Source organism: Natronoarchaeum sp. GCM10025321 (assembly GCF_042663585.1).
GTDB lineage: Archaea > Halobacteriota > Halobacteria > Halobacteriales > Natronoarchaeaceae > Natranaeroarchaeum.
The window spans coordinates 942,041-966,735 of sequence record NZ_JBHTAN010000006.1 but is presented as its reverse complement, the minus strand read 5'-3'; the positions used below and the strand labels follow the sequence as shown (position 1 = coordinate 966,735).

General features: G+C 62.9%; 21 protein-coding genes, 1 tRNA gene and 1 pseudogene. 9 read left to right on the top strand and 14 right to left on the bottom strand.

The window, feature by feature from the left end:
- The first annotated feature begins 120 nt into the window (after positions 1 to 120).
- A complete protein-coding gene (artA, locus tag ACFQL3_RS07750; protein WP_377052958.1) occupies positions 121 to 1,062 on the top strand; it encodes an archaeosortase A in 942 nt (313 codons plus the stop codon).
- The gene (locus tag ACFQL3_RS07745; RefSeq protein ID WP_377052956.1) at positions 1,046 to 1,744 is read left to right on the top strand and encodes a metallophosphoesterase; all 699 of its coding nucleotides are present in this window, start codon (positions 1,046 to 1,048) and stop codon (positions 1,742 to 1,744) included. Before artA ends, ACFQL3_RS07745 begins: the two co-directional genes overlap by 17 nt.
- A 383-nt stretch (positions 1,745 to 2,127) precedes the next feature.
- Here the strand turns inward: ACFQL3_RS07745 and ACFQL3_RS07740 are convergent, their stop codons facing one another.
- Positions 2,128 to 3,399, bottom strand: a complete 1,272-nt coding sequence (locus ACFQL3_RS07740; protein ID WP_377052954.1) for an NAD(P)/FAD-dependent oxidoreductase — start codon at positions 3,397 to 3,399, stop codon at positions 2,128 to 2,130.
- Positions 3,400 to 3,537: 138 nt separating this feature from the next.
- Here ACFQL3_RS07740 and ACFQL3_RS07735 point away from each other — a divergent pair.
- Positions 3,538 to 4,722: pseudogene (locus ACFQL3_RS07735) on the top strand (threonine synthase); the annotation flags it as partial.
- Positions 4,723 to 4,731: 9 nt separating this feature from the next.
- Here ACFQL3_RS07735 and ACFQL3_RS07730 read toward each other — a convergent pair.
- From ACFQL3_RS07730 to thiE, 6 genes are all read right to left on the bottom strand, one after another.
- Complete coding sequence (locus ACFQL3_RS07730) at positions 4,732 to 5,421, bottom strand: HD domain-containing protein (RefSeq protein ID WP_377057058.1); 690 nt, start codon at positions 5,419 to 5,421, stop codon at positions 4,732 to 4,734.
- Positions 5,422 to 5,580: 159 nt separating this feature from the next.
- Complete coding sequence (locus tag ACFQL3_RS07725; RefSeq protein WP_377052952.1) at positions 5,581 to 6,375, bottom strand: J domain-containing protein; 795 nt, start codon at positions 6,373 to 6,375, stop codon at positions 5,581 to 5,583.
- A gap of 150 nt (positions 6,376 to 6,525) precedes the next feature.
- Positions 6,526 to 7,569, bottom strand: coding sequence for a DNA-methyltransferase (locus tag ACFQL3_RS07720; protein WP_377052950.1), 1,044 nt, complete (start codon positions 7,567 to 7,569; stop codon positions 6,526 to 6,528).
- A gap of 60 nt (positions 7,570 to 7,629) precedes the next feature.
- Entirely contained in the window at positions 7,630 to 8,403 is a 774-nt protein-coding gene (locus ACFQL3_RS07715; RefSeq protein WP_377052948.1) for an SDR family oxidoreductase, read from the bottom strand.
- Positions 8,400 to 9,230: a hydroxyethylthiazole kinase gene (gene thiM / locus ACFQL3_RS07710; protein ID WP_377052946.1), complete on the bottom strand. Its 831-nt coding sequence runs from the start codon at positions 9,228 to 9,230 to the stop codon at positions 8,400 to 8,402. The genes ACFQL3_RS07715 and thiM overlap by 4 nt, the downstream gene beginning before the upstream one ends.
- The gene (thiE, locus tag ACFQL3_RS07705; protein ID WP_377052944.1) at positions 9,227 to 9,901 is read right to left on the bottom strand and encodes a thiamine phosphate synthase; all 675 of its coding nucleotides are present in this window, start codon (positions 9,899 to 9,901) and stop codon (positions 9,227 to 9,229) included. The genes thiM and thiE overlap by 4 nt, the downstream gene beginning before the upstream one ends.
- Before the next feature lie 130 nt (positions 9,902 to 10,031).
- On the opposite strand from thiE, the gene ACFQL3_RS07700 reads away from it, so the two are divergent.
- Positions 10,032 to 10,274 carry a hypothetical protein gene (locus ACFQL3_RS07700; protein WP_377052942.1) on the top strand — a complete coding sequence of 81 codons (243 nt, stop codon included), beginning with the start codon at positions 10,032 to 10,034 and terminating at the stop codon, positions 10,272 to 10,274.
- Entirely contained in the window at positions 10,271 to 10,570 is a 300-nt protein-coding gene (locus ACFQL3_RS07695) for a hypothetical protein (RefSeq protein WP_377052940.1), read from the top strand. The genes ACFQL3_RS07700 and ACFQL3_RS07695 overlap by 4 nt, the downstream gene beginning before the upstream one ends.
- Before the next feature lie 13 nt (positions 10,571 to 10,583).
- Here ACFQL3_RS07695 and ACFQL3_RS07690 read toward each other — a convergent pair whose 3' ends face one another.
- The 3 genes from ACFQL3_RS07690 to ACFQL3_RS07680 all read right to left on the bottom strand — a co-directional run bounded on the left by ACFQL3_RS07690 (position 10,584) and on the right by ACFQL3_RS07680 (position 13,692).
- Positions 10,584 to 11,456, bottom strand: a complete 873-nt coding sequence (locus ACFQL3_RS07690) for an ABC transporter permease (RefSeq protein ID WP_377052938.1) — start codon at positions 11,454 to 11,456, stop codon at positions 10,584 to 10,586.
- Entirely contained in the window at positions 11,453 to 12,565 is a 1,113-nt protein-coding gene (locus ACFQL3_RS07685) for an ABC transporter ATP-binding protein (protein ID WP_377052936.1), read from the bottom strand. The genes ACFQL3_RS07690 and ACFQL3_RS07685 overlap by 4 nt, the downstream gene beginning before the upstream one ends.
- 62 nt (positions 12,566 to 12,627) lie before the next feature.
- Complete coding sequence (locus tag ACFQL3_RS07680) at positions 12,628 to 13,692, bottom strand: NAD(P)/FAD-dependent oxidoreductase (protein ID WP_377052934.1); 1,065 nt, start codon at positions 13,690 to 13,692, stop codon at positions 12,628 to 12,630.
- Positions 13,693 to 13,848: 156 nt separating this feature from the next.
- Between ACFQL3_RS07680 and ACFQL3_RS07675 the strand changes: the two genes are divergently transcribed.
- Complete coding sequence (locus ACFQL3_RS07675; protein WP_377052932.1) at positions 13,849 to 14,271, top strand: universal stress protein; 423 nt, start codon at positions 13,849 to 13,851, stop codon at positions 14,269 to 14,271.
- A gap of 20 nt (positions 14,272 to 14,291) precedes the next feature.
- On the opposite strand, the gene ACFQL3_RS07670 is transcribed toward ACFQL3_RS07675, so the two are convergent.
- The 4 genes from ACFQL3_RS07670 to ACFQL3_RS07655 all read right to left on the bottom strand — a co-directional run bounded on the left by ACFQL3_RS07670 (position 14,292) and on the right by ACFQL3_RS07655 (position 20,270).
- Positions 14,292 to 16,961, bottom strand: coding sequence for a glycoside hydrolase family 31 protein (locus tag ACFQL3_RS07670; protein WP_377052930.1), 2,670 nt, complete (start codon positions 16,959 to 16,961; stop codon positions 14,292 to 14,294).
- 180 nt (positions 16,962 to 17,141) lie between these two features.
- Complete coding sequence (locus tag ACFQL3_RS07665; RefSeq protein ID WP_377052929.1) at positions 17,142 to 19,406, bottom strand: alpha-amylase family glycosyl hydrolase; 2,265 nt, start codon at positions 19,404 to 19,406, stop codon at positions 17,142 to 17,144.
- Between the two features lie 443 nt (positions 19,407 to 19,849).
- Positions 19,850 to 19,952: transfer RNA gene (locus tag ACFQL3_RS07660), tRNA-Gln, on the bottom strand.
- Positions 19,953 to 20,045: 93 nt separating this feature from the next.
- The gene (locus tag ACFQL3_RS07655; RefSeq protein ID WP_377052927.1) at positions 20,046 to 20,270 is read right to left on the bottom strand and encodes an HNH endonuclease; all 225 of its coding nucleotides are present in this window, start codon (positions 20,268 to 20,270) and stop codon (positions 20,046 to 20,048) included.
- Positions 20,271 to 20,913: 643 nt separating this feature from the next.
- Between ACFQL3_RS07655 and ACFQL3_RS07650 the strand changes: the two genes are divergently transcribed.
- The 3 genes from ACFQL3_RS07650 to ACFQL3_RS07640 all read left to right on the top strand — a co-directional run bounded on the left by ACFQL3_RS07650 (position 20,914) and on the right by ACFQL3_RS07640 (position 24,681).
- A complete protein-coding gene (locus ACFQL3_RS07650; protein WP_377052925.1) occupies positions 20,914 to 23,610 on the top strand; it encodes an AAA domain-containing protein in 2,697 nt (898 codons plus the stop codon).
- 142 nt (positions 23,611 to 23,752) lie between these two features.
- The gene (locus ACFQL3_RS07645; protein ID WP_377052923.1) at positions 23,753 to 24,139 is read left to right on the top strand and encodes a DUF5820 family protein; all 387 of its coding nucleotides are present in this window, start codon (positions 23,753 to 23,755) and stop codon (positions 24,137 to 24,139) included.
- 95 nt (positions 24,140 to 24,234) lie between these two features.
- Complete coding sequence (locus tag ACFQL3_RS07640) at positions 24,235 to 24,681, top strand: UPF0179 family protein (protein ID WP_377052921.1); 447 nt, start codon at positions 24,235 to 24,237, stop codon at positions 24,679 to 24,681.
- Positions 24,682 to 24,695: the final 14 nt, after the last annotated feature.

The window sequence follows — 24,695 nt, the reverse complement described above, 5'->3', positions numbered from 1 at the left end:
ACACCACGGTGTCGCCGTGCAGTACCACGTCCTCGCCGTGAGTGTGGGCCAATGCCGGTCATGTGCGAGCGCCGTCAGATCCCGATAAGCCTATATTTAATCAGGGATTACCCGTCTTCAGTGACTGTAGCTTCGAGTATGCCGCTCGTGGTCGATGGGATCGTCTCCTTCGATCCGACGGACCACTTCGTCTGGGTCGCCATCGGTGCCTTCCTCCTGACGGCCGCGCTCGACGCGGCTGGGAACCGGAAGCAGGCCCGGTACGTCGGTACCGGTGCGTGGGTACTGTTCGGCGTGTTCTGGCTCACGATGGTTCCGCACTTCTACTACGAGGCCCAGAGCCCCCTCGAAACGATCCTCAGTATCGCAGGGCTGCCACTGAGCGTCTACGCCGGCTACCTGCTCTACGGCGGCCGCGACTCGCTGTTGATGCTGACCAGGGCCGTCGGGCTGATGGGTCTGATCTACCTGCCGTTTACCACGATCGACCCGCTCCGGATCTGGCTCATCGAGACGGTCGCGATCCAATCGCACATGGGGATGGAACTGCTCGGCTACTCTCCGGGGCTCGAAGAGGGCTCTAACGGCCTCGTGAGCCGTTTTGCGTTCGAGGGCTACTCGACGTACATCGTCCTCGCGTGTACCGGGATCGGAAGCATCTCCATCTTCGGCGGCCTGATCGCCTCGGTGCGCGCGCCACTGGCCCGGAAAGTCAAGGCGTTCGCGCTTGCCGTCGGCGTCATCTGGATCCTCAACCTCGCCCGGAATGTCTTCGTCGGACTGGCCTCCCCGCTTGCCTGGTTCGACTACCCGATCCTCGAATCTATCACCGTACTGTTCGCCGGCGAAAGCATGCGAACCTCGTTTTTCGTCTCCCACCACATGATCTCGCAGACGCTCTCGATCGTCGCGCTGGTCGGCATCACGCTGCTCGTGGTGCGCGTCCTGCCGGAGCTGTTCGACGTGCTCGACGAACTGCTCTTCGTCCTGACCGGCGACGAGTACGACCTCCGGGCCGAACTCGGGGTAGACACGGTTCGTACCGATGGCGGCGACGAGTGAGCTACGGATCGGTCGCCGTTCGGTGTACCTGCCCGACGCTGACGCGCTGGTTCTCGCCGACGTCCACATCGGTCGCGACGCCGCCTCGAACGTCGAACTGCCGCTTGGCGAACGCCAGGATCTGACCGAGCGTCTGTCCTCCCTTCTCGACCGGTTCGCCCCCGGGACCGTCGTGTTCGGCGGCGATATCCTGCACGCGTTCGACAGCGTTCCGGAAGGAGCGGACGAGACGCTCGCAGCGCTCGTCGAAACCGTCAGGGACGCCGGCGCGACGCCGATTCTCGTCGCCGGAAACCACGATGGGATGCTCGACGCGATGTGGGAGGGCGACGTGGTCGACGAACACCGCCTCGCCGACGACCGAACCGTCGTCCTGCACGGCCACGAGACACCGAGCGCCGACGCCGAGCGCTACGTGATCGGCCACGATCACCCATCTATCGAGATCGAGGGACAACGCCGCCCCTGCCATCTCTACGGTGAAGCCGTCTACCGGGGGAGCGACGTGTTCGTCCTGCCGGCGTTCAACAGGCTCGCACCGGGCGTCCTGCTCAATCGCACGCGGAGCCTGGAGTCGCCACTCGTCGACGCTCTAGGTCGGTTTCGACCGATCGTTCGGGACGCCGATGCCGAGGAGACGTTCCGCTTTCCGCCGCTTTCGGAGTTCAGAGAGATGCTGTGAAGTACCACGGGCACGGTGGCCCGTGGCGTCCGGGTTTAGGGCTGCACTGCACCAGCACCAGACTTTAATCCCCCTCGCACTCGCCTTACGGCTCGTGCCCGGCACGGGTAAACACCCGAAGCGAACGTTGCTCCGTGAGGGTCGGTCGCTCCACCACGACCCGACAACTCCCGTCTCACCGCCTCGTGACGGGTTTTGAGAGGAGCCGCATTTTCATGCCATCGGACGACCAGCAAAAGAATTGAGGTCTTCAATCCCATACTTTGCGTATCGTTTTCTGGTCGTTCTCGAACAAACGTGTACGAGATACTTAATCATTTGGACAATAGTTGACGCGCTTCACCCACGGGTGCGGTGACCCGTGGTACTCGCGCTGCTCTTTTTTATAGATCGCTCAGCACGGCCTGGGCGGCGTCTTTCCCGCTCTCCATCGCGCCGTTGATCGCGGACCAGCGGGTGTAGTCCCCGGCGAGATAGCACCGGCCCGCCGGGTCGTCGACGTTCGGAAGGTCAGAAAGCGACCCCGGCGGCTGGCGGAACTGGGCGAACGGGACGCGCTCGGTCCGGAGCAGTCGGAAGTCCGGGAAGTTACGCTCGGGATACCACGACGCGAGCGCCCGGCGAGTCATATCGTCGAGTCGTGCGTCGGCCTCCTCACGGTCGCCGAGGAAGGTTGCGCTGACCAGTTTACGTCCCTCCGGCGCGTGCTCGGGCGCGACTTTGGAGTTGACGAGTAACTGGTTCGGCGAGTCGCTCTCGGCGTTGAGAATCAGTCGCTTGCCGGCGTCGAGGCTCTTGCTCGCGGGCATCGAGTAGTACTGGGTGACACAGCCACGGCCAGCGACCGGGATCGTGTCGACATCAGTGAGATCGGCCGCGGTCGGCGGATCGGTCGCGACGATGGCCGCGTCGACCGCTCTGGGATCGCCGTCGACGGTCACCGTTGCGCCGTCGTCGCTCGCCGTGACCTCTTCGACCGTCTCGTCGAGGCGAATCGTCGCACCGGCGTCGCGGGCGATGTCGGCCAACTGCGCGGGGATCGCACCCATCCCGTCGGCCGGGACAGCGATCAGCCCCTCCGTCAGCATCTTGAAGGTGTACTCGAAGACGCGCGCCGAGTTCGAGAGCGAGCGGTCGAGGGTGATTCCGCCGTAGAAAGGGGCGGCGAAGTTCTCGATGAACTGCTCGGAGAAGCCTCGTTCTTGGAGATATTCCCGGATCGACCGATCCGAGCCACTGAAGATCGCTGTGTGGGACTTTTCGGCGAGGTCGCGCCGCAGTTTCAGGATACGTAGCTTGTCCCGTGTGGTCACCTCGCGGTTGAACAGGGACTGCGTGAACGCACCCGGGTCGCGCAACGGGTCCGAGAGGATGGAGCGCTGGCCCTCGCGGGCGATACAGGCCCCGGGTGTGAAATGTCTCAGATCGAGAGCGTCGAGATCCAGTTCGCGCTGGACCGCCGGATAGGCCGTAAAGAGCACCTGAAAGCCGCGGTCGAAGGTGTAGCCGTCCTCGTGAACCGTTCGGACGCGCCCGCCGACCTCGTCGCGCCGCTCCAGTACCTCGACGTCGACGCCCGTCTCTGCGAGGTGGCGTGCCGCGACAAGTCCCGCGAGACCGGCGCCCGCGACGAGCACCCGCTTTGCTTCTGACATGCCTCGTCGTTAGTACCCCCGGGTCAAAATTCCATACATATTGATCCGTCGCGAGGGTCGCCGGGTCCATCTGTGTTCGCCGATCAACGGATTCGCCGGGATGGACAGGAATTAGGCCGCCCCGTCGTAACTCGGGGTATGGAGACGACCCACGCGTTTCGCGGGCTAGAGTGTCTCGACTGTGGCACGACGATGTCGGCCGAGGAGTCGACTGGCCGCTGTCCCGACTGTGGCGGCGTTCTCGACCCGCAGTACGAGTACGACGAGATCGACCTCGATCCGGCGACGCTCGCCGACCGAGGGGATCGGTCCCAGTGGCGATATCGGGAGCTACTACCGTTCACCCGCGAGAGCGCCGTGAGCCTCGACGAGGGCGGCACGCCGCTGGTAGAGTGTCCGGCAATCGCCGACGAACTCGGCGTCGGGCGCGTGCTGATCAAGGACGATGGGCGGCTTCCGACGGGATCCATCGAGGACCGCGGACAGGCGCTCGCGCTCACCGCGGCCGAGGGACACGGTGAAAGCGACGTTGCGCTCCCCTCCCCCGGTGCGAGCGCGCAGTCGGCCGCGGCGTATGCCGCGCGAGCGGGGCTGGATTCTCACTCGTTCGTCCCCTCGCGGACACCGTTTACCAACAAGTCGATGATCAACGTCCACGGCGGCGATATGAACGTCGTGGGCGGGCGTTTCGACGATGCTGTCGAGGCGTTCGAGGACGCTATCGAGGGCGAATCCTGGCACTCGCTGGCCGCCTTCGACACGCCCTATCGCCACGAGGGGCACAAGACGGCGCTGTTCGAGGTCGTCGAGGAACTCGACTCGCTCCCCGACGCTATCGTCGCGCCGACGGGCAGTGGCCTCTCTATCGTCGGTTTCCACAAGGCGGCCCGAGAGCTACGAGAACTCGGCTTCATCGAGGACCTCCCGGCGCTCTACGCCGCGCAGGCCGCTGGCTGTGCCCCCTTCGCCGAGGCGTGGGGCGCTGGCGAGGACGAGAGCACGCCCGTCGAACTGCCCGACACGATCTGTGGCGAGTTAGAGATACCCGCACCGAAGGGTTCGAAACACGTGCTCGATGCGCTGGCAGACACGGACGGCGGTGCTGTCTCGGTCGAAGATCCGGAGATTCTGGAGAGTGCCGTCACCGCGGCGTCGAGCGAAGGGCTGGAGGTCGGAACGAGTACGGGTGCGGCGCTCGGCGGAGCGTGGTCGCTCGGTGAACAGGGCGAACTGGGCGAGGACGACTGCGTCGTCGTCCTCAACACCGGTGCCGGGAGCAAGGACGACGACGTACTCCGGAGCCACCTGATGAGTCAGGGGATCAAGGGAACCTTACTCCCCGATATCGTCGAGGTCGATCGCTGCGACCTCATCGTCGAGCCATTCGCTGAACCATCGTACGCGTTTAAGCCGGCGGTGTGCGATGTCCTGTGCGGTCTCGCTTTCGACCCGTTCGGCGGCGCTTTGCCCGCGTTCGAGCACCCGCTCGACCATCTCGGCGGTATCCATGTGGGTGCGCGCCTCGTAGCCCATCCGGAGCAACATCAGCGCCGTCCCGTTCGCACCGATCTTGTCGAGGAGATCGGCCTCGATCAGACACCGGGTCTCCAGCGGGAGGTCGTCCAGTGGTCCCTGGTAGGAGTGATCCCGCACGGCCCGGCAGACGTTATCGACGAACGATTCGGGGAACTCCCCGTGGGTTTCGAGATACTGGCGCGCGACACTCGCGCCCTCCTCCGCGTGGACGTCCTGTTCTGCGTCGAGTTTCGCGATATCGTGAAAGAGCGCGGCGACACGTGTGACGTCGACGTCCGCGCCCTCCTTGCGCGCGATCTCGGTCGCGAGTTCGACGACGTTGAGGATGTGGTTGTGTCGGTACTCGGCGCTGTGCCACGGGTACCACCGCATTCGCCCGCCCTCGTCCTCGTTCTGGACGCTTGCAGAGAGATACTCGAAGACGAAGTCGGCCATATCCGCGAACTCCTCTTCGGAGACGCGGGACTCCTTTATTTCAACCACCACGGAACCACCTCGTAGGCGTATGTGCAATGTTCATGTTAGTATCACAAAGGTCCGTTCGACTCTTAGGCGTTACGTATATTGGAGCGCGAGTAGCGAAACCGCCGCGAGAGCGTTTCCAAAAGTCCATGCTCCGGGAAGGCGAGGGCATTCTGTGAGCACTCAGAAGGGCCGACGGGACAGTTGCGGTCTGGTGCCCGCCCCGATAGCGAACGCGAAGCGTTCCCTGTCGGTAACGCCTGGTTCTCCATCCCCTCCGAACAACGTCTGTGTGTAGGAGATGCGGCCGACCCCGACCGACGGCGGGAGTCGCTCACAGATGACGACTGTCCGCATCGTCTCGCCGGGATCGAGTTCGACGTCGGAGCCACGCCAGTCGTCGGGGAGAAGCGTATCCGAGGGTCGAAACCGTCTCGATGGATCGTACTTCTCGCCATCAGTGCCGACGAACGTCGTGGACTGGGTGCCACGCCACCGGAACGGCCGGTCACTCGTGTTCTCGACAGTAAGATACGCGACCCGTCGTTTCGGTTGGTCGTCCTCCGTGTTCCAAGCGATGCCGTCGAGCGGGGCCTCCTCGACGAGCGAAACGAGGGTAAGCGTAGCATACTCGCCCTGTAGTCCGAGGCCGATCCCGGCACAGCACGACATCGGCGTCGCATCCGAGTGTTCGGTCACCCGTTCGTCGCCCGAAAGCCGCCAGTTCGCGTTCTGGTCTCGTATCGTCGCTCCGCCATCCGTCGCCGTCTTCGTCTGTGCCGTCGCCGAGGTAGACTGCTCCGAACCGCCCCCGCTGCGCTCCTGGATCGCCTCGTAGGCACGCTTTATCCGCAAGAACGCCTCGGTCGATCCACCCTGATCCGGATGGTGCTCTTTCAACAGCGAGCGGTACGCCGATCTAACGGTATCGAGATCGGCACCCGGGTCCAGACCGAGGACAGTGTACGGACGATCCATCGTATTTGTTCACTCGAAGCCATTACAAAAATATCTTGTGTAACCATTGGTAAAAATGATGCAGCAGCTACAACTTCGGGGAGCGCGTCTCAGCCGATTCGGGCGACGACCGCGATGCTCGCTGTGATCCGCTCTGCTCGCCGGTTCGATTTACTCCTCGATCGGCGTGTGAGTCACCGCGTATCCCTCGTCGGTATCCGTGATCTCGTCGACGGCGTAGAGACGGAGCCGCGTTTCCTGTTTCGTCGTCACCGGGAAGCCGTACTGATCCGACTCGTACTCGAAGCTCTCGCCGTCGTCAAGACGCTTCTCGACGAACTCGCGGTGGTCGTCGAGGCGCTCCCCACCGATTTCGGCCGAGAGCGCCGGCAGTTCCAGTACCTGCTCGTCGAAGAGACGAGTGAACTCCTGATCGAGTTCGTAGCCGACGGAGTTCCGGCCGGCGACCATCGCCGCGAGGCTGGTCGTGCCCGTCCCCCAGAAGGGGTCCAGCACGGTATCGCCGTAGACGCTGTACATCGAGATCAGTCGATAGGGTATCTCGAAGGGGTACGCCGCCGACCGACTCCGGAGTTCGTCCTCTTCGAGGGTTTGCGCGCGACCCCTGATGTCCGTCCAGACGTCCGAGAACCACTGATTGCGCTCCTCCCAGAAGTACGCGGCCTCGTAACGCCGGTCGGCCCCTGGCTCGAACGACCGACTGTCGGTGCCGTTGCGAAACACCAGCACGTACTCGTGTTCGAGCGTGACGTAGGCGTTCGGCGGCACCATCCCACTGCCCATGAACTTCGTCCCGGAGTTGACGGGCTTTCGCCAGAGGAGTTCGGGCAACGGCTCGAACCCCAGGTCCTCGAAGGCATCGACGATCCGCGAGTGGTTCTGGTACACTCGAAAACTGCCGTCGACTTTCCGCGTCGCGTCGCCGACGTTGATGCAGGCGATGCCCCCGTCGACGAGCACGCGCTGTGCCTCCGCCCAGACCGTGTCCAGAGCCTGATGCATCGCCTCGAAGGCCGCCTGTCCGTCGCCCTCTTCCAGCAGTTCCGCGACCTCTGGCCGTAGCTCCGCAAACAGGTCGTCCCACATCTCCACCATGGGATACGGTGGCGACGTGACGACGAGTTCGACGGAGTCGTCGTCGAGTTCGGCGAGCGTCCGGGCGTCGCCCACGACGACGCGATGACGTGTCTCCATTACCTGCTACTGGTCACCCCCAATTTATCAGGCTTTGCACGACGGGCCGACGGTGACGGCTCAGAACCGCTCGTGGATGTCCCGGCGGAACAGATCCAGTTCGGTAATCGCGCCCGGCGCGTCCTGTCCGATGGCCGTGGCGATGGCGTCCGCAACGTCGTCCGCGGAAATCGCCTCGTCGGGGTCTAGCCGCTCGACGTTGGTCGTCTCGCGCCGTTCGCGGGCGAACTCGGTCGGAACGCCGGAGGGATTGATCAACGAGACGGCGACACCGTCGGGTCCGGCGCGCCCGGCGAGGCTATGGGCGAACCCCCGGAGCCACCACTTCGAGGCCGCGTAGACCGGTGTCGACGTGCTGGGGTACTTCGCCTTGAAACTGCCCAGAAACACCAGCGTACCGCCCGACTCGCGGAGCGGTTCGAGCGCGGCCCGGGCGGTGTAGAACGCCCCGTCGACGTTCGTCGCCCGGACGGCGTGATACTCCGCCAGCGGGAGGTCGTCTATCGGCTGGTTTCGTTGCTCGCCGGTGCCGGCGTTGGCGACGACGGCGTCGAGTCGGCCGAACCGCTCGACGGTGGCATCGACGAGCGACTGGACCGCGGCCGGATCAGTCACGTCGGTCGGGACGACCCGAACCTCGACGCCACGCTCTGCAGTGATTCGGTCGGCGACTGCCCGGAGGTCGCTCTCCGTCCGCGACGCGAGCACGAGGTCGTAGCCGTCGCTGGCCAGACGAGTCGCGGTCGCCGCACCGATGCCCCGACTCGCCCCGGTGATCAGCGCGACGGGATCATCTGTCGTATCCTCGTCAGCCGTCTCGCCGTCGCCCGTCATTGGGTGCCGGCAGTGAGCACCTGCTCGACACGGTCGGCCGCCGGATCGTACTCGGTATCGCGGAGTCCGGCTACCGCGTCCTTGAACGCGACGTTGTAGCTTCCTGGCCCGTGGACCTCGCCGAACGCGCCGTTCGCGGCCGCTTCACCGGCCAGACCGAACGCGACAGTCCCGGAAAGTGCGGCCTGCTCGGTGTCCGCTATCGCACCCGCGAACGTGGCGACCGACGCGCCGAGCATACAGCCAGTGCCGACGACGGTGCCCATGTCGGGATGACCGGCAGTGACCTCGTAGGCGCGTTCATCGGTCGCGACGACGTCCGTTTCGCCGGAGGCGACGACGACCGTGTCGTACTTCTGTGCGCACGCGACTGCGGTCGTCGCGATGTCGCTGTACTCGCCGACAGATTCGACGCCCCGGACGTCGGCGTCTTCCCCGGTCAGCGCGGTGATCTCGCCGTAGTTGCCCTTGATCGCGGCGACGTCGATATCGGCCGCGAGTCGCTCCGCGACGCGGTTGCGGGTGGGTGTCGCGCCGACGCCGACGGGGTCCAGCACGACCGGCACGCCGTGTTCGTTCGCGGACTCGCCCGCCTCGACCATCGTCGCCTCACCGACTTCGCTGACGGTACCCATGTTGAGCAGACAGGCCTGTGCGCCGGCGACCATATCGCCGACCTCGCGCTCGTCGTCGGACATCACCGGAAGCCCACCCCAGTGCAGGATGACCTGGGCGACGTCGTTGACCGTGACGTTGTTCGTGACGGCGTTCACCAGGGGCGACCCGTCAGCAACCGCCGCCAGGTCGGCCTCCAGATCAACCGTCATGCCGACCCCTCCATGGCGGCCTCGTCACTACGGCGGCGCTTCCCTTCGGCGACGGCCTCGGAGAGCGCCCGTGTCGCGGCCTCCGGATCGTCGGCGGCGGTGATCGCCGAGATGACGGCGACGCCGTCCGCACCCGCCTCGATCACGTCGGGCGTACGCTCGGACGTGACGCCGCCGATCCCAACGATCGGTATCTCGACCGAATCGGCGATGTCGGCGAGGACGTCCAGTCCGATCGCCTGTTCGGCCTCGTCGACGTCTTTGGAACTGGTCGCGTAGAGCGCACCGACGCCGAGATAATCGGCCCCGTTTGCTTCCGCGTCCAGGGCACCCTCGACCGTCGAGACCGATCGGCCGATAATGGCGTCGTCGCCGAGTTGCTCGCGCGCGACTGCGACTGGCAGATCGTCGTCGCCGAGGTGGACGCCATCCGCGTCGGCGGCGACAGCCACGTCGACTCGGTCGTTGACGACGAGAGTGACGCCGGCATCGGCGGTCGGTTCTCGCAGGGCCGCTGCGATCGCCAACTGGTCGGCCGCGCTACGATGTTTCTCCCGGACCTGTACGACGTCAACGCCGCCAGCGATCGCATCCTCGACGATTTCGAGAGTGCGTCGGCCCGCTGAGATGTCCTCCTGCGTTACGAGATACGTCCCGATATCTACATTCATACTACTCGGCCGTATTTCGTACCACGCGGTTTTACTACTGGCGATTGTCACGGCAGGGGCGGCAGATACAGAGGTATTCCCCAAAAATCCTATGTACTTATCCATCTCGGGTTGCTAACGAATACCAGAAATGAGTAGTAGCATATCGCAGTCGATCCGGAAGGTCGATATGGATACTCGCGTCCAGTACGCGCTGATGATCCTGTTTGGTGGGCTGTGTCTGCTCGCCGCCGTCGCACCGCTTGCCGAACTGACGCAGGTTGCGCTTGTCGGCACCCTGTTCGGGTTTACCGCCGGCCTCTGGGTGTCGCACCTGGTCGGAATCGTCCACAACGCTGTGAAAGAAAAGAATGCAAGCGTTGCCAAATCATGAGCGAAGAGTCCGTCTCCGAACACGACGAACCCGGCGCTGACGTCGAGGAGATAGAGAGTTCGTCGGTCATCGACGGGTTCGTCTTCGTCACGGGCGAGAACCCGAACGCGGGATCGTTCCTGTTGGTGGTCGGTATCGTGACCTGCGTGTTCATCGCAGCCTTCCAGTTAACGCTCCCGTCCCCGATTTCGAACCTCCTTACTGCCGCCGTGCTGGTCGTCGCCATCATCAGTTTCCTGCTCGGAGCCATCCTCGACATGCTGGACTACTTCGACACGCCGAAACCGGAGAACTGAGCGACCGACGGATTCAGTAGTCGCCGAGGACACCCAGTCGTCTGGCCCGACGAGTCGCGTAGTGGAAGACGAGATAGCCGCCTCCCAGATAGACGACTGCAACCCCGACCAGCAGCGCGAGGTCGGCCGGATCGAACATCCAGAGTCGGGTTCCGTCGACCATCGCCTGCTGGAGCAGGGCGCTGCCGTGTGCCAGCGGGAGCAGTCGGGTCCACGGCGCGTCGAACACGGGTGCGGAGATCAGCACGATGAAGCCGAACTGCAACAGGTTGAGCCAGTTCCCGATCCGCTTGTACAGTACGGTGATTCCTCCTGCAGCGAAGCCAAGTCCGAGGACGGACGTGATCGACAGCACTGCAATGGAAACGACCGTAATCGGCTCTAACTGGAGTCGCGTCCCGGTCAACAGCAGCATCGCCGCCAGCACGATCAGCGAGGTCAGAAACGTACGGACGATCTTTGCGACGCCCTTGAGCAGGGCGACTGGCGCGAAGCCAAACGGCGTCATGATGTGTCGCTCCAGCGTGCCCCACTGGACCTCGCTCCCGATATCGTTCGATACCGACGAGTACGCGCCGACCGACAGCGTCCACAGGAAGTAGCCGACGATGATCCCCGCCAGCGAATCCGATAGCGCCTGTCCCGCCAGGAGTTGACCACCGTAGAACAGCACTCCGAAGAAGAACAGCGAGATGACGATGCCGCCGATAGCGTTCGCAGGATACCGGACGAACAACAAAAACTCGCGGTACAGCACGGCACGAGCGAGGTGGTAGTAGGTCGCCGGTCGTGGCTCATCGAGTTGGTCGTGACTGCTCTGTGCGTCGGATCTCGATTGTGAACTGCCCGACTGTGGCCCCTCCTCGGCGTCGACGGCGCCCGTCATTCCGACCCCCTCCGACCGTCCGGGGAGACGAGGCCTCCCTCGTCGCCAGTCAGCGCGACGAAGACGTCCTCCAGATCCGGTTCGGCAGTGTGGAGGCCCTCTATCGTAACGCCCGCCTCGCGAAGGGCGTCGAGCAGCGTATACAGCCGCTCGCCCTGCGCTTTGACGTCGATCTGCCGACGATCACCGATCGGGACGTCACGGAGTATCTCGAACCCGTCGGCGAGGGTCGCGACGACGCTATCGTCGATGTCGCCGCTGGTGATGCGGACGACGTCCTGCTCGGCACGCGCCAGAAGCCCCTCGACCGAGTCGTCCGCGACGATTCGGCCCGAGGACATCACGATAACGCGGTCGCAGACGTCTTCGATGACGCTCATGTTGTGGCTGCTCACGACGATAGTGAGTCCCTCCTCGCGGGCAAGTCTGCGGAGTTCCTCGCGAAGCGTCCGGGAGCTATCAACGTCGAGGCCAAGCGTCGGTTCGTCGAGAAAGACGAGTTCGGCACCGCCGGCGAGTACGCTCGCCAGCGACACCTTCTGTTTCATTCCCCGCGAGAGGTTGCGGACGGCGGTGTCGGCATGTTCGGCCAGGTCGAGGCGTTCGAGCAGGCGGTCGTGACGCGCCGTCACTGAGTCGGGATCGACGCCGCTGATCGTTGCGAAGTATCTGAGGTTCTCCCGGACGGTGAGCCGCCAGTAATCGTTGCGAGCGCCCTCCAGCATGGCGTCGACGTCGGCGTATGCCGCTCGACTCCCGGGGGTTACGTCCGACCCAAGGATGGAGACGGAGCCGTCGTCGGGCAGGACCATGCCGAGCGCGGACTTGATGAGCGTGGTCTTTCCGGCCCCGTTCGGGCCGAGCAGCCCCACCACCGAGCCTCGTTCGACGGTGAAACTCACGTCGTCGACCGCCAGCACGCTTCCCTCGCCGGAGCCGTAGCGTTTCGAGACGCCGTCGACGACCAGTGCAGGAGCCGACTGCCCATCGGTCTCGTCGGTTGCAAACGTCTCGGTACCGCGACGGGAACTGTTCTCACTCATCCGTCCTCGATCAGTTTCAGTCACCCGCTCGGGAGGGTCTTCGGCCGCCGACGAGGTGTCTGCCATCGACTACTGGTAGGGACTCGATATGGATAAGCGACACCCGTCTCTGTCCAGAACTCTCCGGCTCAGTCGTCGTCGGTGGGCGGGGCTACGGAAGATTCGCGCGGACCACCCGCGTGCCCTTCGTGTTCGACCGCCGTCGCGAGTAGTTCGGGGGAGATTGCCGGCACTTCCTCGTCGCTCACCGGGCCGTCCGCTTCGACCGCCTCTGCCGAGCGCGGGAACTCGCGCAGTTCCTTGTGGATCGCGAGGCCCGCTTTCGCACCCTGTCCCATCGCGACCGGAATCTGGTTGTGCCCCGGCGTGATGTCACCGACGGCGAAGACGCCGTCGACGCTGGTTCGGCCGTGGTCGTCGACGTCTATCGTTCCGTCGTCGGTTAGCTCACAGCCAAGCGACTCCGCGAGGGCCGTATTGTAGTCGGAGCCGTACATCGGGAAGCCGCCGCGGTACTCCCGGCGGCTACCGTCTTCGAACTCCATTGCTTCGAGCCAGCCAGTTTCGGAGTCCTTCTCGATTCCAGTTACGTCCTCGTGGATGACGTCGACAGGGTGGTTCTCCAGCATCGTTGCCGTCTCGTCGCTCCACGTCGGGTCGTCACCGCGAGTTAGCAGATCGACGTCGTCGGTGACGTTGAGCATGATCATCGCGACGTGAGCAGCCGAGTCGCCGTGACCCATCACGAACACCGGTTCGTCGACGAACATGTACGAGTCACAGTGAAGACACCAGTGAAGACCGCGGCCGGTTCGGGGGAGGGGCGGATCCGGGCGCTCGTCAGAAAAGCCGGTCGCAAGCGTCACCCGCTCGGCGACGATTTCGCTGTCGGTCGTCGACAGTCGGAACCGGTCGTCGTCGGTCCGTTCGATATCCATCACGAAACCACGCTCGAACTCGCCGCCGTAGGAGGCTACCTGTTCGCGAGCGGTTTCGAGGAACTCGTTGCCCGAAACCTCCTCGGTGACACCGATCACGTTGTGGGTGTCGGTCATCATCGCCGCCCGGCCGCCACCGCGGTCGATTACCACTGTTTCGTGTCCGAGTCGGGCACCGTATAGCGCGGTCGTTAGACCGGCCGGTCCGCCCCCGACGACTGCAAGTTCGTACACGTCGTTATCGGTCGCACTCATTGTCTTCCCTAGCGGATATATTCGTATAAACCTGCGCTCTCCGGCACGCTGTCGGGAGAGAATCCCAGCGGTCGTCGCTCGAAGGTTCTGGCCATAGCGACGGAGAGAACCGCACCTCGGCGGTAACTACAAATCCGATTAGTCACTAGCAGGCGTATGACAATTCTCGTCGCAGTTGCCGACGACGAGGTCTCTACGGCGGTCGTCGACGTCGCCTGCAAACTCGGGGCAGGGTTCGACGAGGACCTGTACGTGGTACACCTCACTGACAACGAGTACGCGAACGCACACGAACGGCGGATCCGGGACGACGTCCGCGAGCAGTTCGAGGACAGGGACGTGGCCTTCGACGTGGGGATCGAGTACGTCAATCGGAACGGATTTCGATCGAGCGGTGCCATAGGTCGTCAGCTAATCGACCTCGCGGAGGACGTCACCATCGATCACATCGTCATCGGTCACCGCTCGAAGTCCTGGCTCGGAGAGGTCAGGAAAGGACACACCGGACTCGTCGTCGCGGATGGGGCCCAGGTTCCCGTGACCATCGTCCCGGCGGATCTGGATCGGTCGGCGTTATAATCGCGGTTACTCGTCGATGGTCAGTCCTCGACCGACGGACTCTCCACGACAACCGTCGCGAGGTCAGAATAGTGCATCGCAACCGTCGCGTCGACGTCTTCTTCGTCGAAATCGAGGCGGTCGAACTCCGAGACAACGTCGGCCTCCGATTCGCCACCCTGCTCGAACGGATGAATGTCGTAATCCCAAGCGGTGTAGCGGAACCGGACGTCCGAGCGCTCCTCGGGGTTCCACAGCACGATGCGCTCCTCGCCGTCGTGATCGAGGCGGTCCATCCCGGCACCCGTGAGCGTCTCGAAGAACGCCCGTTTCTGTGAGGCGGACATGACCTGCAGGTAGTCCGCGACCCACGACAGATCGTCCGTGTCGAAGGTCTCTTCGAGCAACTGATCTTTCGCACTGACCGGCATCTCGCAGTGGTGCAAGATCCGCTCGACGTGTTCGTCGGTTCGGTCACGGCGTGAGACGAGCGAGTCGTCCTCAGTATCGAGGCTGATCGTCACGCCGTCAGTAACCGCGACGGCTGGCAGTTCGACTGCGAGCGTCGCCTCCTCGGCGATATAGTTCGTCTCGATACTCCCGTCGCCAGCCTGCTCACCGTCCAACGAAACCGACACGCTGTCCGGGTCGACGACGCCGCGGAACGCCACCTCGTACTCCCGTTCGTCGGGGACGAGCGAGCGGTCCCCCTCGGCCGGGTCGATTTCGAACTCTAGGCGGTCGCCCTGATACTGCTGCGTGAGTGTCGTCGTGACGAATGCGCCGTCCCGATGGTCGAGCGAAGTACCGTCGTCCTCGTAGAGTTCGAACTCGTTGTCGTCGCCGGGAAAGGCGACGATCCGCAGTCGCTTGGGGGTGTCGACATCCCCCGACCCGACGTCCGGATCGGTCGGAACGATTGCGCCGGCTTTCGCGTACACCGGCAGGTCCTGGAGGTCGCCGTAGCGAGCGTGCCAGCGGTCGCCATCGTACTGTTCACCGGAGAAGACGTCGAACCACTCGCCCTCGGGAAGCCAGACGGAGCGCCGGGCGAGGTGGGTGTCGTCGTCGCGCTCGCTGAGATGCGGAGCAACGACGAGTTCGCTCCCGAAGTAGTACTGATGAGGCGTCGTGTAGGCCGCTTCCGCCTCGGGATGGTGGAAGTACATCGGCCTGACGAGCGGGACGCTCTCGGTGTGGTCGCGCCACGCCATCGTGTAGAGGTAGGGCACGAGCGCATGGCGCAGTCGGAGCGCATCCGCCAGCGCGGCGAAGACGTCGCCGCCGAACTCCCAGGGCCGTTTGTCCACGGATGGGGACTGGGTCGTATGGATCCGATTGATCGGGTTGAACGCGCCGAACTGGGTCCATCGAGTGTACAGTTCGCCGAACCCATCCGGGTCGCCCGTACCGCCCATGTGGCCACCGATGTCGTGGCTCCACCAGCCGAAATCTACGTTCGCCGACCGCGCGGTCAGGTGTGGCTGGAACCGCAACGAGTCCCACGAGATGATCGTGTCGCCGGAAAACCCGATCGGATAGCGATGGCCGCCGAGTTCGGGCCAGCGCGAGAGAATGAAGGGGCGCTTGCCGTCCCGCGTCCGGTCGAGCGCGTGGAGATGGTTGAGCGCCCACATCGGGTCGAGGCCCTCCATCTCCGGCGCTTCCTCCCACTGTTGCCAGTCGATCCACCAGAAGTCGATTCCCTCCTCATCCTCCATCGGATCGATGAGGTAGTCGAAATAGCCCCGGAGGAACTCCGGATCGGAGGCGTCGAACGGTATCGGCTCCTCGCTCTCGGGGTCGATACCGACGAATTCGGCGAACTCCTCGTACTGGTCCTCGTGCGGATGGACGCCATCGGCGGGGTGCAGATTGAGCGAGGTCTTCACGTCCTGCTCGTGGAGCCAGTCCACGAACCCCCCGGGGTCCGGGAAGGACTCGTCGTCCCACGTCCACCCGGTCCAGCCGTTGTGATGGGGGTTGTCGACGACGTGCCAGTCCATATCGATCATACAGACCGAGAGCGGCAGGTCGTACTCCTGGAACCCCTCGACGCGCTGGCGAAGTTCGTCCTGAGAGTAGTCCCAGTAGCGACTCCACCAGTTGCCCAGCGCCCAGCGGGGAAGCATCGGCGCCTCGCCCGTGATATCGGTGTAGGCGCTCAGACACGCCTCGAAGTCGGTGTCGTAGCCGAAGAAGTACAGGTCCTCGTAGCCGGCGGCGGCCTCTCTGTGCGTTACCCAGCCCTCGTCGTCGAAGACGAGTCTGTCGGTGTCGTCCACGACGGCCCAGCCATCACGCGAGAGCAGACCGTCCTCGAGTTCCGCCGGCCCGTCGACCATGTCCAGCGTCCGGAGCGCCCCGCCGAGGTTCTCCTCCTCGTCGTCGTACGACCAGACGGTCCCGTCGGCGAGTTCGATCGAGATCGTCTCCCCCGTGAAGCCGTCGCCATACTCGTACTCGAGCGTGAGGTGGTCGGTCTCGATACGGAGCCGTTCGTCCGTCTTCTCGACGTCGAACTCGGGGACTGGCTGGTCCCGATACCAGACGAGCTGGCTCGGCCGGTCCTCGAAGGTCTCGTTGGGGTCGTGTTCGAGCCGTACGAGACGTGAAGAGAGCACGGTAAATCGGCAGTTCGGCCCTGTGACGACTGAAGCGTCGTCCGCCACTGGCTCGAAATCCGGGACGTGGTACTCCTGTAAGTCCATGTTTTTGAGCCACTCGACTACAGGTGATAAATGATAGTGATTAGTTCCAGAGATCGCACACGGGCTTCCCGACGCCCGGTAGAATCAGGATGGTACGACAGTCCGTTTAGTCGGTCGTTGAATACCTGAGGCCTGCTCTCCGGATCCACGGCTGGATCGGGAGACCGCCTGACAGAGAATTTAGCTACGCCAGTCGTAGGTCGGCGTCGATCCGACGCCCGACCGCTGGGCCGGCGACGTGAACGTGCGATTGCTCCCGCTCTCCCACGTTACCGTGCCGTCGTCGGCAATCTTGACAAACTTGAACTCCAGGTTGGTGTCTGTCGGCACGCCCACCGGCAGGAACCACTCGGGGTAGTTCGGGTTGTGCATTGCTTCGGGCGCTTCTGCCGGGTCCCAGTCGCCGAGTTCGGGGACGTTGCCGACAACGTGGATGTTCTCGCCGGGATCCGTTTGGGCGTTGACGTGGAACACGACCTGGGTTTGCGGCCCCGAGAGGAGCGAGAAAGCCAACTCGTTGCTCGTCTGGCCATCGCGGGATGCCGTCACGGCAACATCTCCCGGGGTCGCGTTCGGCACGACAACTTCGACGTGATTCTCCGATCCGTCGACGACGGTTGCGTCTACACCGCCGAACTGGACGGACACGTCGGTGCCGAGTCCGTCGCCGTAGAGGTAGACCGTCTGACCGGCCGATCCCATCGTGCTGACGAGTGTCCCCAGTCGCGGCGTCGTCGGAGAAGTCGTCGGCGTCGATGCCCAGACGTTGACTTCGCCCCCACCGAGCGTGAACGAGTCGAGCGTCCCGCCGGAGGCGTTGATCGAGCCGCCGCCGAGGAGGTTGTCTAGCTCGTCGCCATATGTTCCGTCGGGAAGTTCGGTGCTGACCGAGGGGACCGCTTCCGATTGGTCCGGTTGGCGGTTGATCGCCACGACGACGTCGTGGTCGTAGAACGACCGCTCGAAGACGATGACGTCGTCGGAGTCGTGTCGGATGAACGTCTGACCGTACGCGAGCCCCAGATTGTCCTTCCGGAGCGAGGACAGTTTGGAGATCACGTTGTATGCCGTGGACGTTTTGTCGAAGGAGTAATCGGCCTCCATATAGACACGACCCTCGTTCGGGCTGTCGCCGTCCGGATCGACGTACTGCTCGGTTCCGTAGTAGATTTTGGGCGTCCCGCGAACCGTCATCACCGCTGCGAGAGCCGCGTTGTACACTGCATCGTTCTGCTGTTTGAGTCGGAACCGGCCGACGTCGTGGTTGTCGACGAAGTTGATCGCCTGATGTTCGTGGGTATAGTCGTCAGTCGTGTCGATCAGCATCTGCCCGAACTCGGTCATCGTCGCGGAGAAGTCCCCGAAGACGCTGGTTTGGGCGCGCATATACTCGAAGTCGAGGTTGTTGATTCCCGTTCTATCCGGGAACGATGTATACTCGTCGTACTTCGGATCCGGACGGGAAATGAAGAACTCCCCGAAGTGCGTTACTGGGCCACCAGCATCGCCGTCGATCGCATCTTTGAGAACGCGAGCGAAGGCCGGGTTCATATGTAGCGTCGCGTCGTGGCGGAACCCGTCGATACCTTTCCCCTTCCAGAAGTGTGCGGCATCGATCAGGTGAGAGACCGGATCGGCGTACTCGTGATTGAAGTCCGCGAGCGACGCCAGATCGTTGTACCGATACGCGAACCGCGAGCTATCGCCGCTTTCGGGGTCCCCGAGGTTGTGGAACCAGTCGGCGTTATCGCCGTGTGGATCGGCCAAAAGGTTCGAGCCGACCGCGTTGCCCTCCGAGTCGAAGACGTAGTCCCCGTTGCTGTCCTTATCCGGTTCGTACAGCCGCCCGTGCTCTGCTTGGTAGTTTCGCGTTGGGTTCTGCCATCGGCTGGTGTGGTTCGAGACGAAGTCGACGACCAGTTTGATGCCGTTGTTGTGGAGGGCGTCACGCATGGCCTCGAAGTCTCCCATGTCGCCAAAGAACCGGTGGGGCGAGAAGTAGTTCTTCGCGTGATAGCCGTGATAGCTCGTCCAGACGTCGACCGTCCCGTCGTCCTGATCGTCCTCGATCCGTTCCTCTCGGTTCTGGTTCGGGGCCGAGATCCACACCGCGGAGATGCCCATATCGACGAGATACGGGATCCGGTCGATGATACCCTGCCAGTCGCCGCCCTGGTAGAGTTTCAGATCCTGTCCCGTCCCGTCGACCAGGCTACTGTCGAAGTCCGAGAAATCATTGTTGTTCGGATCTCCGTCACTGAACCGGTCGACGAGGATCTGGTAGACGGTGTCGTGAGGTGTTACCGGTCCGAGACGCTCACCGTCCGAAACCACGGTGTTGGTGCCTGCGCTCACCGTCCCCGACATACCAGCACCGACTGCTGCCGCACCGATCCCTTTGAGTACTGTACGTCTGGTCCCCGTGAACTCGTGTCGCTCTGACATGGCTGATTACCACCTAACAGTGATATGGTAAAACTTCTTCGATATGTATGGAAATAAGATGTAGAATTACATATCAATTATTACGTTTTCAGAGCAGATCAAAAACCAAATAAATTGATTTTAGCAACTTAATCGAGATACACAACTGTTGTTGAAAATATCTCTGTTGACACTACCTTTTGCAAGTATAAGAAGTTGATAATTTCTTGACAGGGTGTCACCCCCGGACTGGGGGGTGAAAACGATACTCTAGCGATCGCCAGTAAAACTATATGATACTCACCAACCAGCCTGAAAGCAAGTCGCGTCGACGGCGTCGGCTACTGAACGGCCTCGGTCACGTTAGATATAACTGACACAAATTAGACTATCAAAAAACGCCTCGGAGAGGTTTGAGTACGCGAAATGATCTTTGGTAGAATATTTGTATAGTTTATTTTATATAGTCCCGGGCGGATTCGAACCGCCGTCGTGGGCTCACTTCCGTGACGGCCGTAACCGAACACGTCCAAAGGCCCATATGATTGGCCACTACACCACGGGACTAAACCGCGTTTGCGCTAACCGCCCACGATTTCTACGACTTATTCGCAGTACCGTGTTAGCGAATCGGATATTCTGCTCGTTGGCATAATAGTCTTACTTTTCTGTTTCTGCCGATACCATGATCGAGGCTTCCTCGGCGAGTCGGTGACAGCTACGACAAAGAGTAATTAGATTTTCCAGTGAGTGTGCCTCAGCAGGTGCTTCGAATTCTCGTACTGGCTTCTGATGATGAACATCCGGATTCTGTCCAAGGCTTTCTTCACCTTTTCCGCAATTCTGACACTCGTAGTTGTCCCGTTCGAGTGCAGTACGTCTCATCCTCCACCAAGATTGACCGTAGTTGATAGCCCCACCACACCATTGATGATGCGCTTCTCCGATTATATTGTCCGAGAGCCAATCGCCATAACATTCGAGATCGCAAAACGGCCCCCGTTTCGCTTCCTCAAGTTCTGATGCGTAGCGGGAGAGTTCTGCGCTACACCAACGACAGCAAGTGCTTATTTTCTCCGTGGATGGGAAGCAGTCCTCAGGAAGCACTCCCTCTGCCGATTCTACGCAACTGGAACAGTACATTCCCTGTTTATTTGAAGGATAGTATAAAAAGGTTGAACCACATTCCGCACAATCAGTTTCGGTCTTCCCACCTTTCCAATTTCCATTATTCACTCCCGCATTGGGGTTGCAATTCTCACAATAGTCATTACGCGCTTTAGAATCGTGAAATTCGGACCCGCATCCCTTGCACTCCCGGTTAGCGAGGGGAGTTTCGTGAACTTTGGTATGATGCTGCCGCATTCCTTGTTCAGTGCGTAACTCTTTGTTACAGGACGGACACTCCATGCAATTCAATAGATATAGAAACACATAATTTTATCCATGGGGATTTGATTATATCTGGTAGCCATCATCGTCTCCGAAGACCCGAGCCCTTTTGCCCCACGACGCCGGACTGGCTATCGTGAATCTGGAAGGCGTGATCGTCGACGCGGAAGAGCCCAGGACGATCACGACGAAACACGGGGAGAGCGATCTTGCGGAGCTATCGGTCCGCCGTGATGAGGACAGCGACCCCGTCACCGTGACGCTGTGGGGCAAGTGGGCCGAGACCGGCGAGTACGTCGAGGCGGGGATGGAACTCGTCGTCACGGACGCCAAGCAGGACGACTACGACGGCGAGGAGCAGTACTCGACGACGGGCGATTCGTACGTGATCGTCGAGCCATCGTTCCTAGTCAACGTGACCCACATCCGCTCGTGGGTGCAGTGTCCGCGGATGTACTATCTGAACAAGATTTCGGCAATCCCGCTGAACTACCCCGTCGTGAAAGGGACCATCGTCCACGAGGTGTTCGGCGACCTGTTGCGTGGCCGGGACCTCGACGACGCCATCGATGATCGGGTCGAAGAGGTCGGCCTGGAACTCGGCCTGCTCGGCCGCGATGCCCAAGAGGTTCGGGAGGACGTCCGCGGGAACGCCGCGGCAATCGACGGCTGGCTGAGCCAGGGAACGCTCACTGACGAGGACAACTGGCGGAGCGAGCAGTTGCTGATCAGCCACCGGTTCGGCATCAAGGGGCGGGCCGACGCGATCCGTCGCGGGATGCCGGTCGAGCTAAAAACCGGCAAGAACACGCGGCGCGACCCGCGGTTTCAGGACAAGATACAGGCGGCCGCGTACGCGCTGCTGCTGCGCGAGCGGGACGTCCCGGCGGATACGGGCACCCTGCTCTACACGAAGAACACGACGCTGGATCGAGGCCAGGCGACGGGTGACCTCTCGCCGGCCAAGGAGTTCTCCATCGGGAGAGGCCTCTGTGAGTTCGTCGTCCGCGAGCGGAATCGGATTGCCGCGATGGAACACGGCATGACGGTCCCGACTGGCTACGAGGCGGACGCGAACTGTGACTCCTGTTTCGAGCAGGACACCTGCATGGTCGTCTCCGGGCGACTGAACCAGGAGTCCAAAGCGGGGCAGATCGGTCGTGCGGTACCGGAGGAGGAACGCGAGTATTTCGATCGGTTCTACGAGTGGCTCGAAGCGGAGCGGCGCGAAACGCATCAGGAGTACGCAAAACTCTGGGAGCAGACGCCCGAGGAGCGGGCCGACGATGACCGCGCACTGATCGGCCTCGAACCGACCGACAGGCAGGAGCTACCGGGTGGGCGCTGGGAGCTACACGCCGACCGGACGGGGTCGGCAGTCTCGAAACTCCGGGAGGGTGATGTGGTGCTCGCGAGCGACGGCGATCCGATCGAGGGCCACTCCGAGATGGCCCGGATCGAACGGCTCGAAGAGGACCGAGTCGTCGTGACGGCGGACGAACCCGTTTCACTCACGCGACTCGACGTCTACCCCTCCGAACTGGGCGTCGACCGGATGCTAACGGCACTACACGACACGGTGCTCAAGGGAAGCGAACGCCGGAAAGACGTCCTGTTCGGGCGTCGTGACCCGGAGTTCGGGACGACCGGGGAGACGTTCATCGACAACAACACGGCCCAGAACGAGGCCGTCAAGAAGGCCGTCACCGCGGAGGATCTGGCACTGATCCACGGCCCGCCGGGCACCGGGAAGACGTACACCATCGCGCGAGCGATCCGGGCGATGGTCGACCGGGGCGAGCGCGTCCTGCTGTCGGCCTTTACCAACCGGGCGGTCGACAACGCCCTCGAAGCCCTGCGTGAGCAGGGGTACGGCGTCGCGCCAGAGGGGCAAGACGACGGCAGTGAAGCGGCCGACGTCGTCAGAGTGGGAACGAAAAGCGGCATCCGCGAGGACATGCAGGATCTCCGACTGGAGTCGCGCGGCGATCCGGAGGAACGGGCGGCCGAACTCGAAGACGCACAGGTCGTTGCGGCGACCACGGCGACCTGTGGCTCACGCGAACTCCGCGAGCAGTCCTTCGACGTCGCGGTGGTCGACGAAGCCTCACAGCTAACCGAACCCAACACGCTCGCGGCGATCAACCGCGCCGACCGGTTCGTCCTCGTCGGCGACCACCACCAGCTACCTCCGGTCGTCCGCAGCGAGAACGGCCTCTCGACGTCGCTGTTCGAGCGTATGCACGAGGAACACCCCGAGGCGTCCGTGCTACTCACCCGGCAGTATCGGATGGCCCAGCGGATTCAGGCGTTCGCCTCCCGCGAGTTTTACGACGGACAGCTACGGCCCGCCACAGGCGAGGTCGCAGGCAGGAACATCGCTACTCTCGACGGCGTCGACGCGAGCCAGCTATCGGCCCCGTTACGCGAGCGCGTCACGTTGTTCGACGTGCCGGGCGACGGCGGACAACACACCGACGCCGTAGAGGCCGACCGCGTCGGCAGGGTGGTCGAGGAGTTCCTCTCGGCGGGCGTCGCACCCGACCGAATCGCCGTAATCGCGCCGTTCCGGGCGCAGGTCGCCGAGATCGGACGCCGAACCCCGGAGGAGGTCGCGGTCGATACTGTCGACCGGTTCCAGGGATCGAGCAAGGACGTCGTCGTCGTCTCCTTCGTCGCCAGCGGGAGCCTCGACGGGCCGATATTCGAGGACTACCGGCGGATCAACGTCGCGCTGACCCGGGCGAAGCGCTCGCTCGTCCTGATCGGCGACGCCGACGCGCTCTCCACTGACGAGCGCTACGCGCGGATGGTCGACTGGGCGGGACGCTGACCACGCCGCATCGGCGCGCTCGAAGTCGGAGTCGGCGGTCTGTGTGACACTCGTTTAGGACCTGCCGCTCGATGTGGCTCTCTCCCGGTCGGATCGTTGTCGAGTAGGACGGCTTTTGGCGACGGGAACCATACCCGGAGACATGAGCTACGAGAACCTTCCGGACGGCTGGGTCGTCTGGAACGACAAGCCGGACGGGCGTAGCGTCCTCGCCTACCGTCCCGACATCTTCGACGCGAACCGGTTTCCGGCGGAGTGTCTGCCGACGATCTATCTGACGCGGGGGCGACCGTCGCGGCGGCCCGCCGGGCACGACCCCATCGAGTCCGGGAGTGGCTGGACCGTCATCCTGTATCTCGAACCGGAGGTCGAACGGGAGAACGAGCGGTTCGACGACCGCGAAGCGGCAGTTCGGCGCGTCGTCGAACTCGCCGAAGCCTTCGCCGACGGTGAGATCGACTACCGAAAGCTGTATCAGGTGCCCCGACCGGAGTACTTCGAGAAACTGGACGAAGTGACAGGCGAGTGAGCGCCGTACCAGTGCGGGACTCTTAACCTCTTCCCTACGGTATCACCCCGTACCAGTGCGGGACTCTTAACCTCTTCCCTACGGTATCACCCCGTATGAGCAAGGTCACGCTGATCGGGACCCGCCTCGCCTCGGAGGGGCAGGAGTTCGTCTTCGAGGGGGAGGCGAGCGGCTGTGCCGGCTGTCCGTATCGCAGCCAGTGTCTCGGGCTAACTACGGGCGTCAAGTACCGGGTCACGGACGTACGGGAGAACGCACAGGTCCTCGATTGTGCAGTCCACGATGCTGGCGTCCAGGCCGTCGAAGTCGAACCGGCCTCAGTGCCGGCGAACGTCTCCTCGCGGAACGCCTACGCTGGCTCGAAGGTGACACTCGAAGGCCCCTGTCCACATACGGAGTGTCCGAGCCACGTCTACTGCGAACCGGACGGCGTGGAGTTCGGCGAAGAGCGCCGGATCGACTCGGTCATCGGGGACCCGCCACACGACCACTGCGAACTCGACCGGGATCTCACGCTCGTCGAGTTCACACCCGAAGAGTAGCGCCCCGACAGGAC

What these genes read in the sequence shown, in the direction of transcription:
- ACFQL3_RS07720 (WP_377052950.1), bottom strand. Translation starts at nt 7,569, where the DNA reads ATGGAGACACGTCATCGCGTCGTCGTGGGCGACGCCCGGACGCTCGCC.
- ACFQL3_RS07655 (WP_377052927.1), bottom strand. Translation starts at nt 20,270, where the DNA reads ATGAGACGTACTGCACTCGAACGGGACAACTACGAGTGTCAGAATTGC.
- ACFQL3_RS07695 (WP_377052940.1), top strand. Translation starts at nt 10,271, where the DNA reads ATGAGCGAAGAGTCCGTCTCCGAACACGACGAACCCGGCGCTGACGTC.
- ACFQL3_RS07745 (WP_377052956.1), top strand. Translation starts at nt 1,046, where the DNA reads ATGGCGGCGACGAGTGAGCTACGGATCGGTCGCCGTTCGGTGTACCTG.
- thiE (WP_377052944.1), bottom strand. Translation starts at nt 9,901, where the DNA reads ATGAATGTAGATATCGGGACGTATCTCGTAACGCAGGAGGACATCTCA.
- ACFQL3_RS07715 (WP_377052948.1), bottom strand. Translation starts at nt 8,403, where the DNA reads ATGACGGGCGACGGCGAGACGGCTGACGAGGATACGACAGATGATCCC.
- ACFQL3_RS07665 (WP_377052929.1), bottom strand. Translation starts at nt 19,406, where the DNA reads ATGTCAGAGCGACACGAGTTCACGGGGACCAGACGTACAGTACTCAAA.
- ACFQL3_RS07640 (WP_377052921.1), top strand. Translation starts at nt 24,235, where the DNA reads ATGAGCAAGGTCACGCTGATCGGGACCCGCCTCGCCTCGGAGGGGCAG.
- ACFQL3_RS07685 (WP_377052936.1), bottom strand. Translation starts at nt 12,565, where the DNA reads ATGGCAGACACCTCGTCGGCGGCCGAAGACCCTCCCGAGCGGGTGACT.
- ACFQL3_RS07645 (WP_377052923.1), top strand. Translation starts at nt 23,753, where the DNA reads ATGAGCTACGAGAACCTTCCGGACGGCTGGGTCGTCTGGAACGACAAG.
- ACFQL3_RS07740 (WP_377052954.1), bottom strand. Translation starts at nt 3,399, where the DNA reads ATGTCAGAAGCAAAGCGGGTGCTCGTCGCGGGCGCCGGTCTCGCGGGA.
- ACFQL3_RS07725 (WP_377052952.1), bottom strand. Translation starts at nt 6,375, where the DNA reads ATGGATCGTCCGTACACTGTCCTCGGTCTGGACCCGGGTGCCGATCTC.
- ACFQL3_RS07680 (WP_377052934.1), bottom strand. Translation starts at nt 13,692, where the DNA reads ATGAGTGCGACCGATAACGACGTGTACGAACTTGCAGTCGTCGGGGGC.
- ACFQL3_RS07700 (WP_377052942.1), top strand. Translation starts at nt 10,032, where the DNA reads ATGAGTAGTAGCATATCGCAGTCGATCCGGAAGGTCGATATGGATACT.
- ACFQL3_RS07690 (WP_377052938.1), bottom strand. Translation starts at nt 11,456, where the DNA reads ATGACGGGCGCCGTCGACGCCGAGGAGGGGCCACAGTCGGGCAGTTCA.
- ACFQL3_RS07675 (WP_377052932.1), top strand. Translation starts at nt 13,849, where the DNA reads ATGACAATTCTCGTCGCAGTTGCCGACGACGAGGTCTCTACGGCGGTC.
- ACFQL3_RS07670 (WP_377052930.1), bottom strand. Translation starts at nt 16,961, where the DNA reads ATGGACTTACAGGAGTACCACGTCCCGGATTTCGAGCCAGTGGCGGAC.
- thiM (WP_377052946.1), bottom strand. Translation starts at nt 9,230, where the DNA reads ATGACGGTTGATCTGGAGGCCGACCTGGCGGCGGTTGCTGACGGGTCG.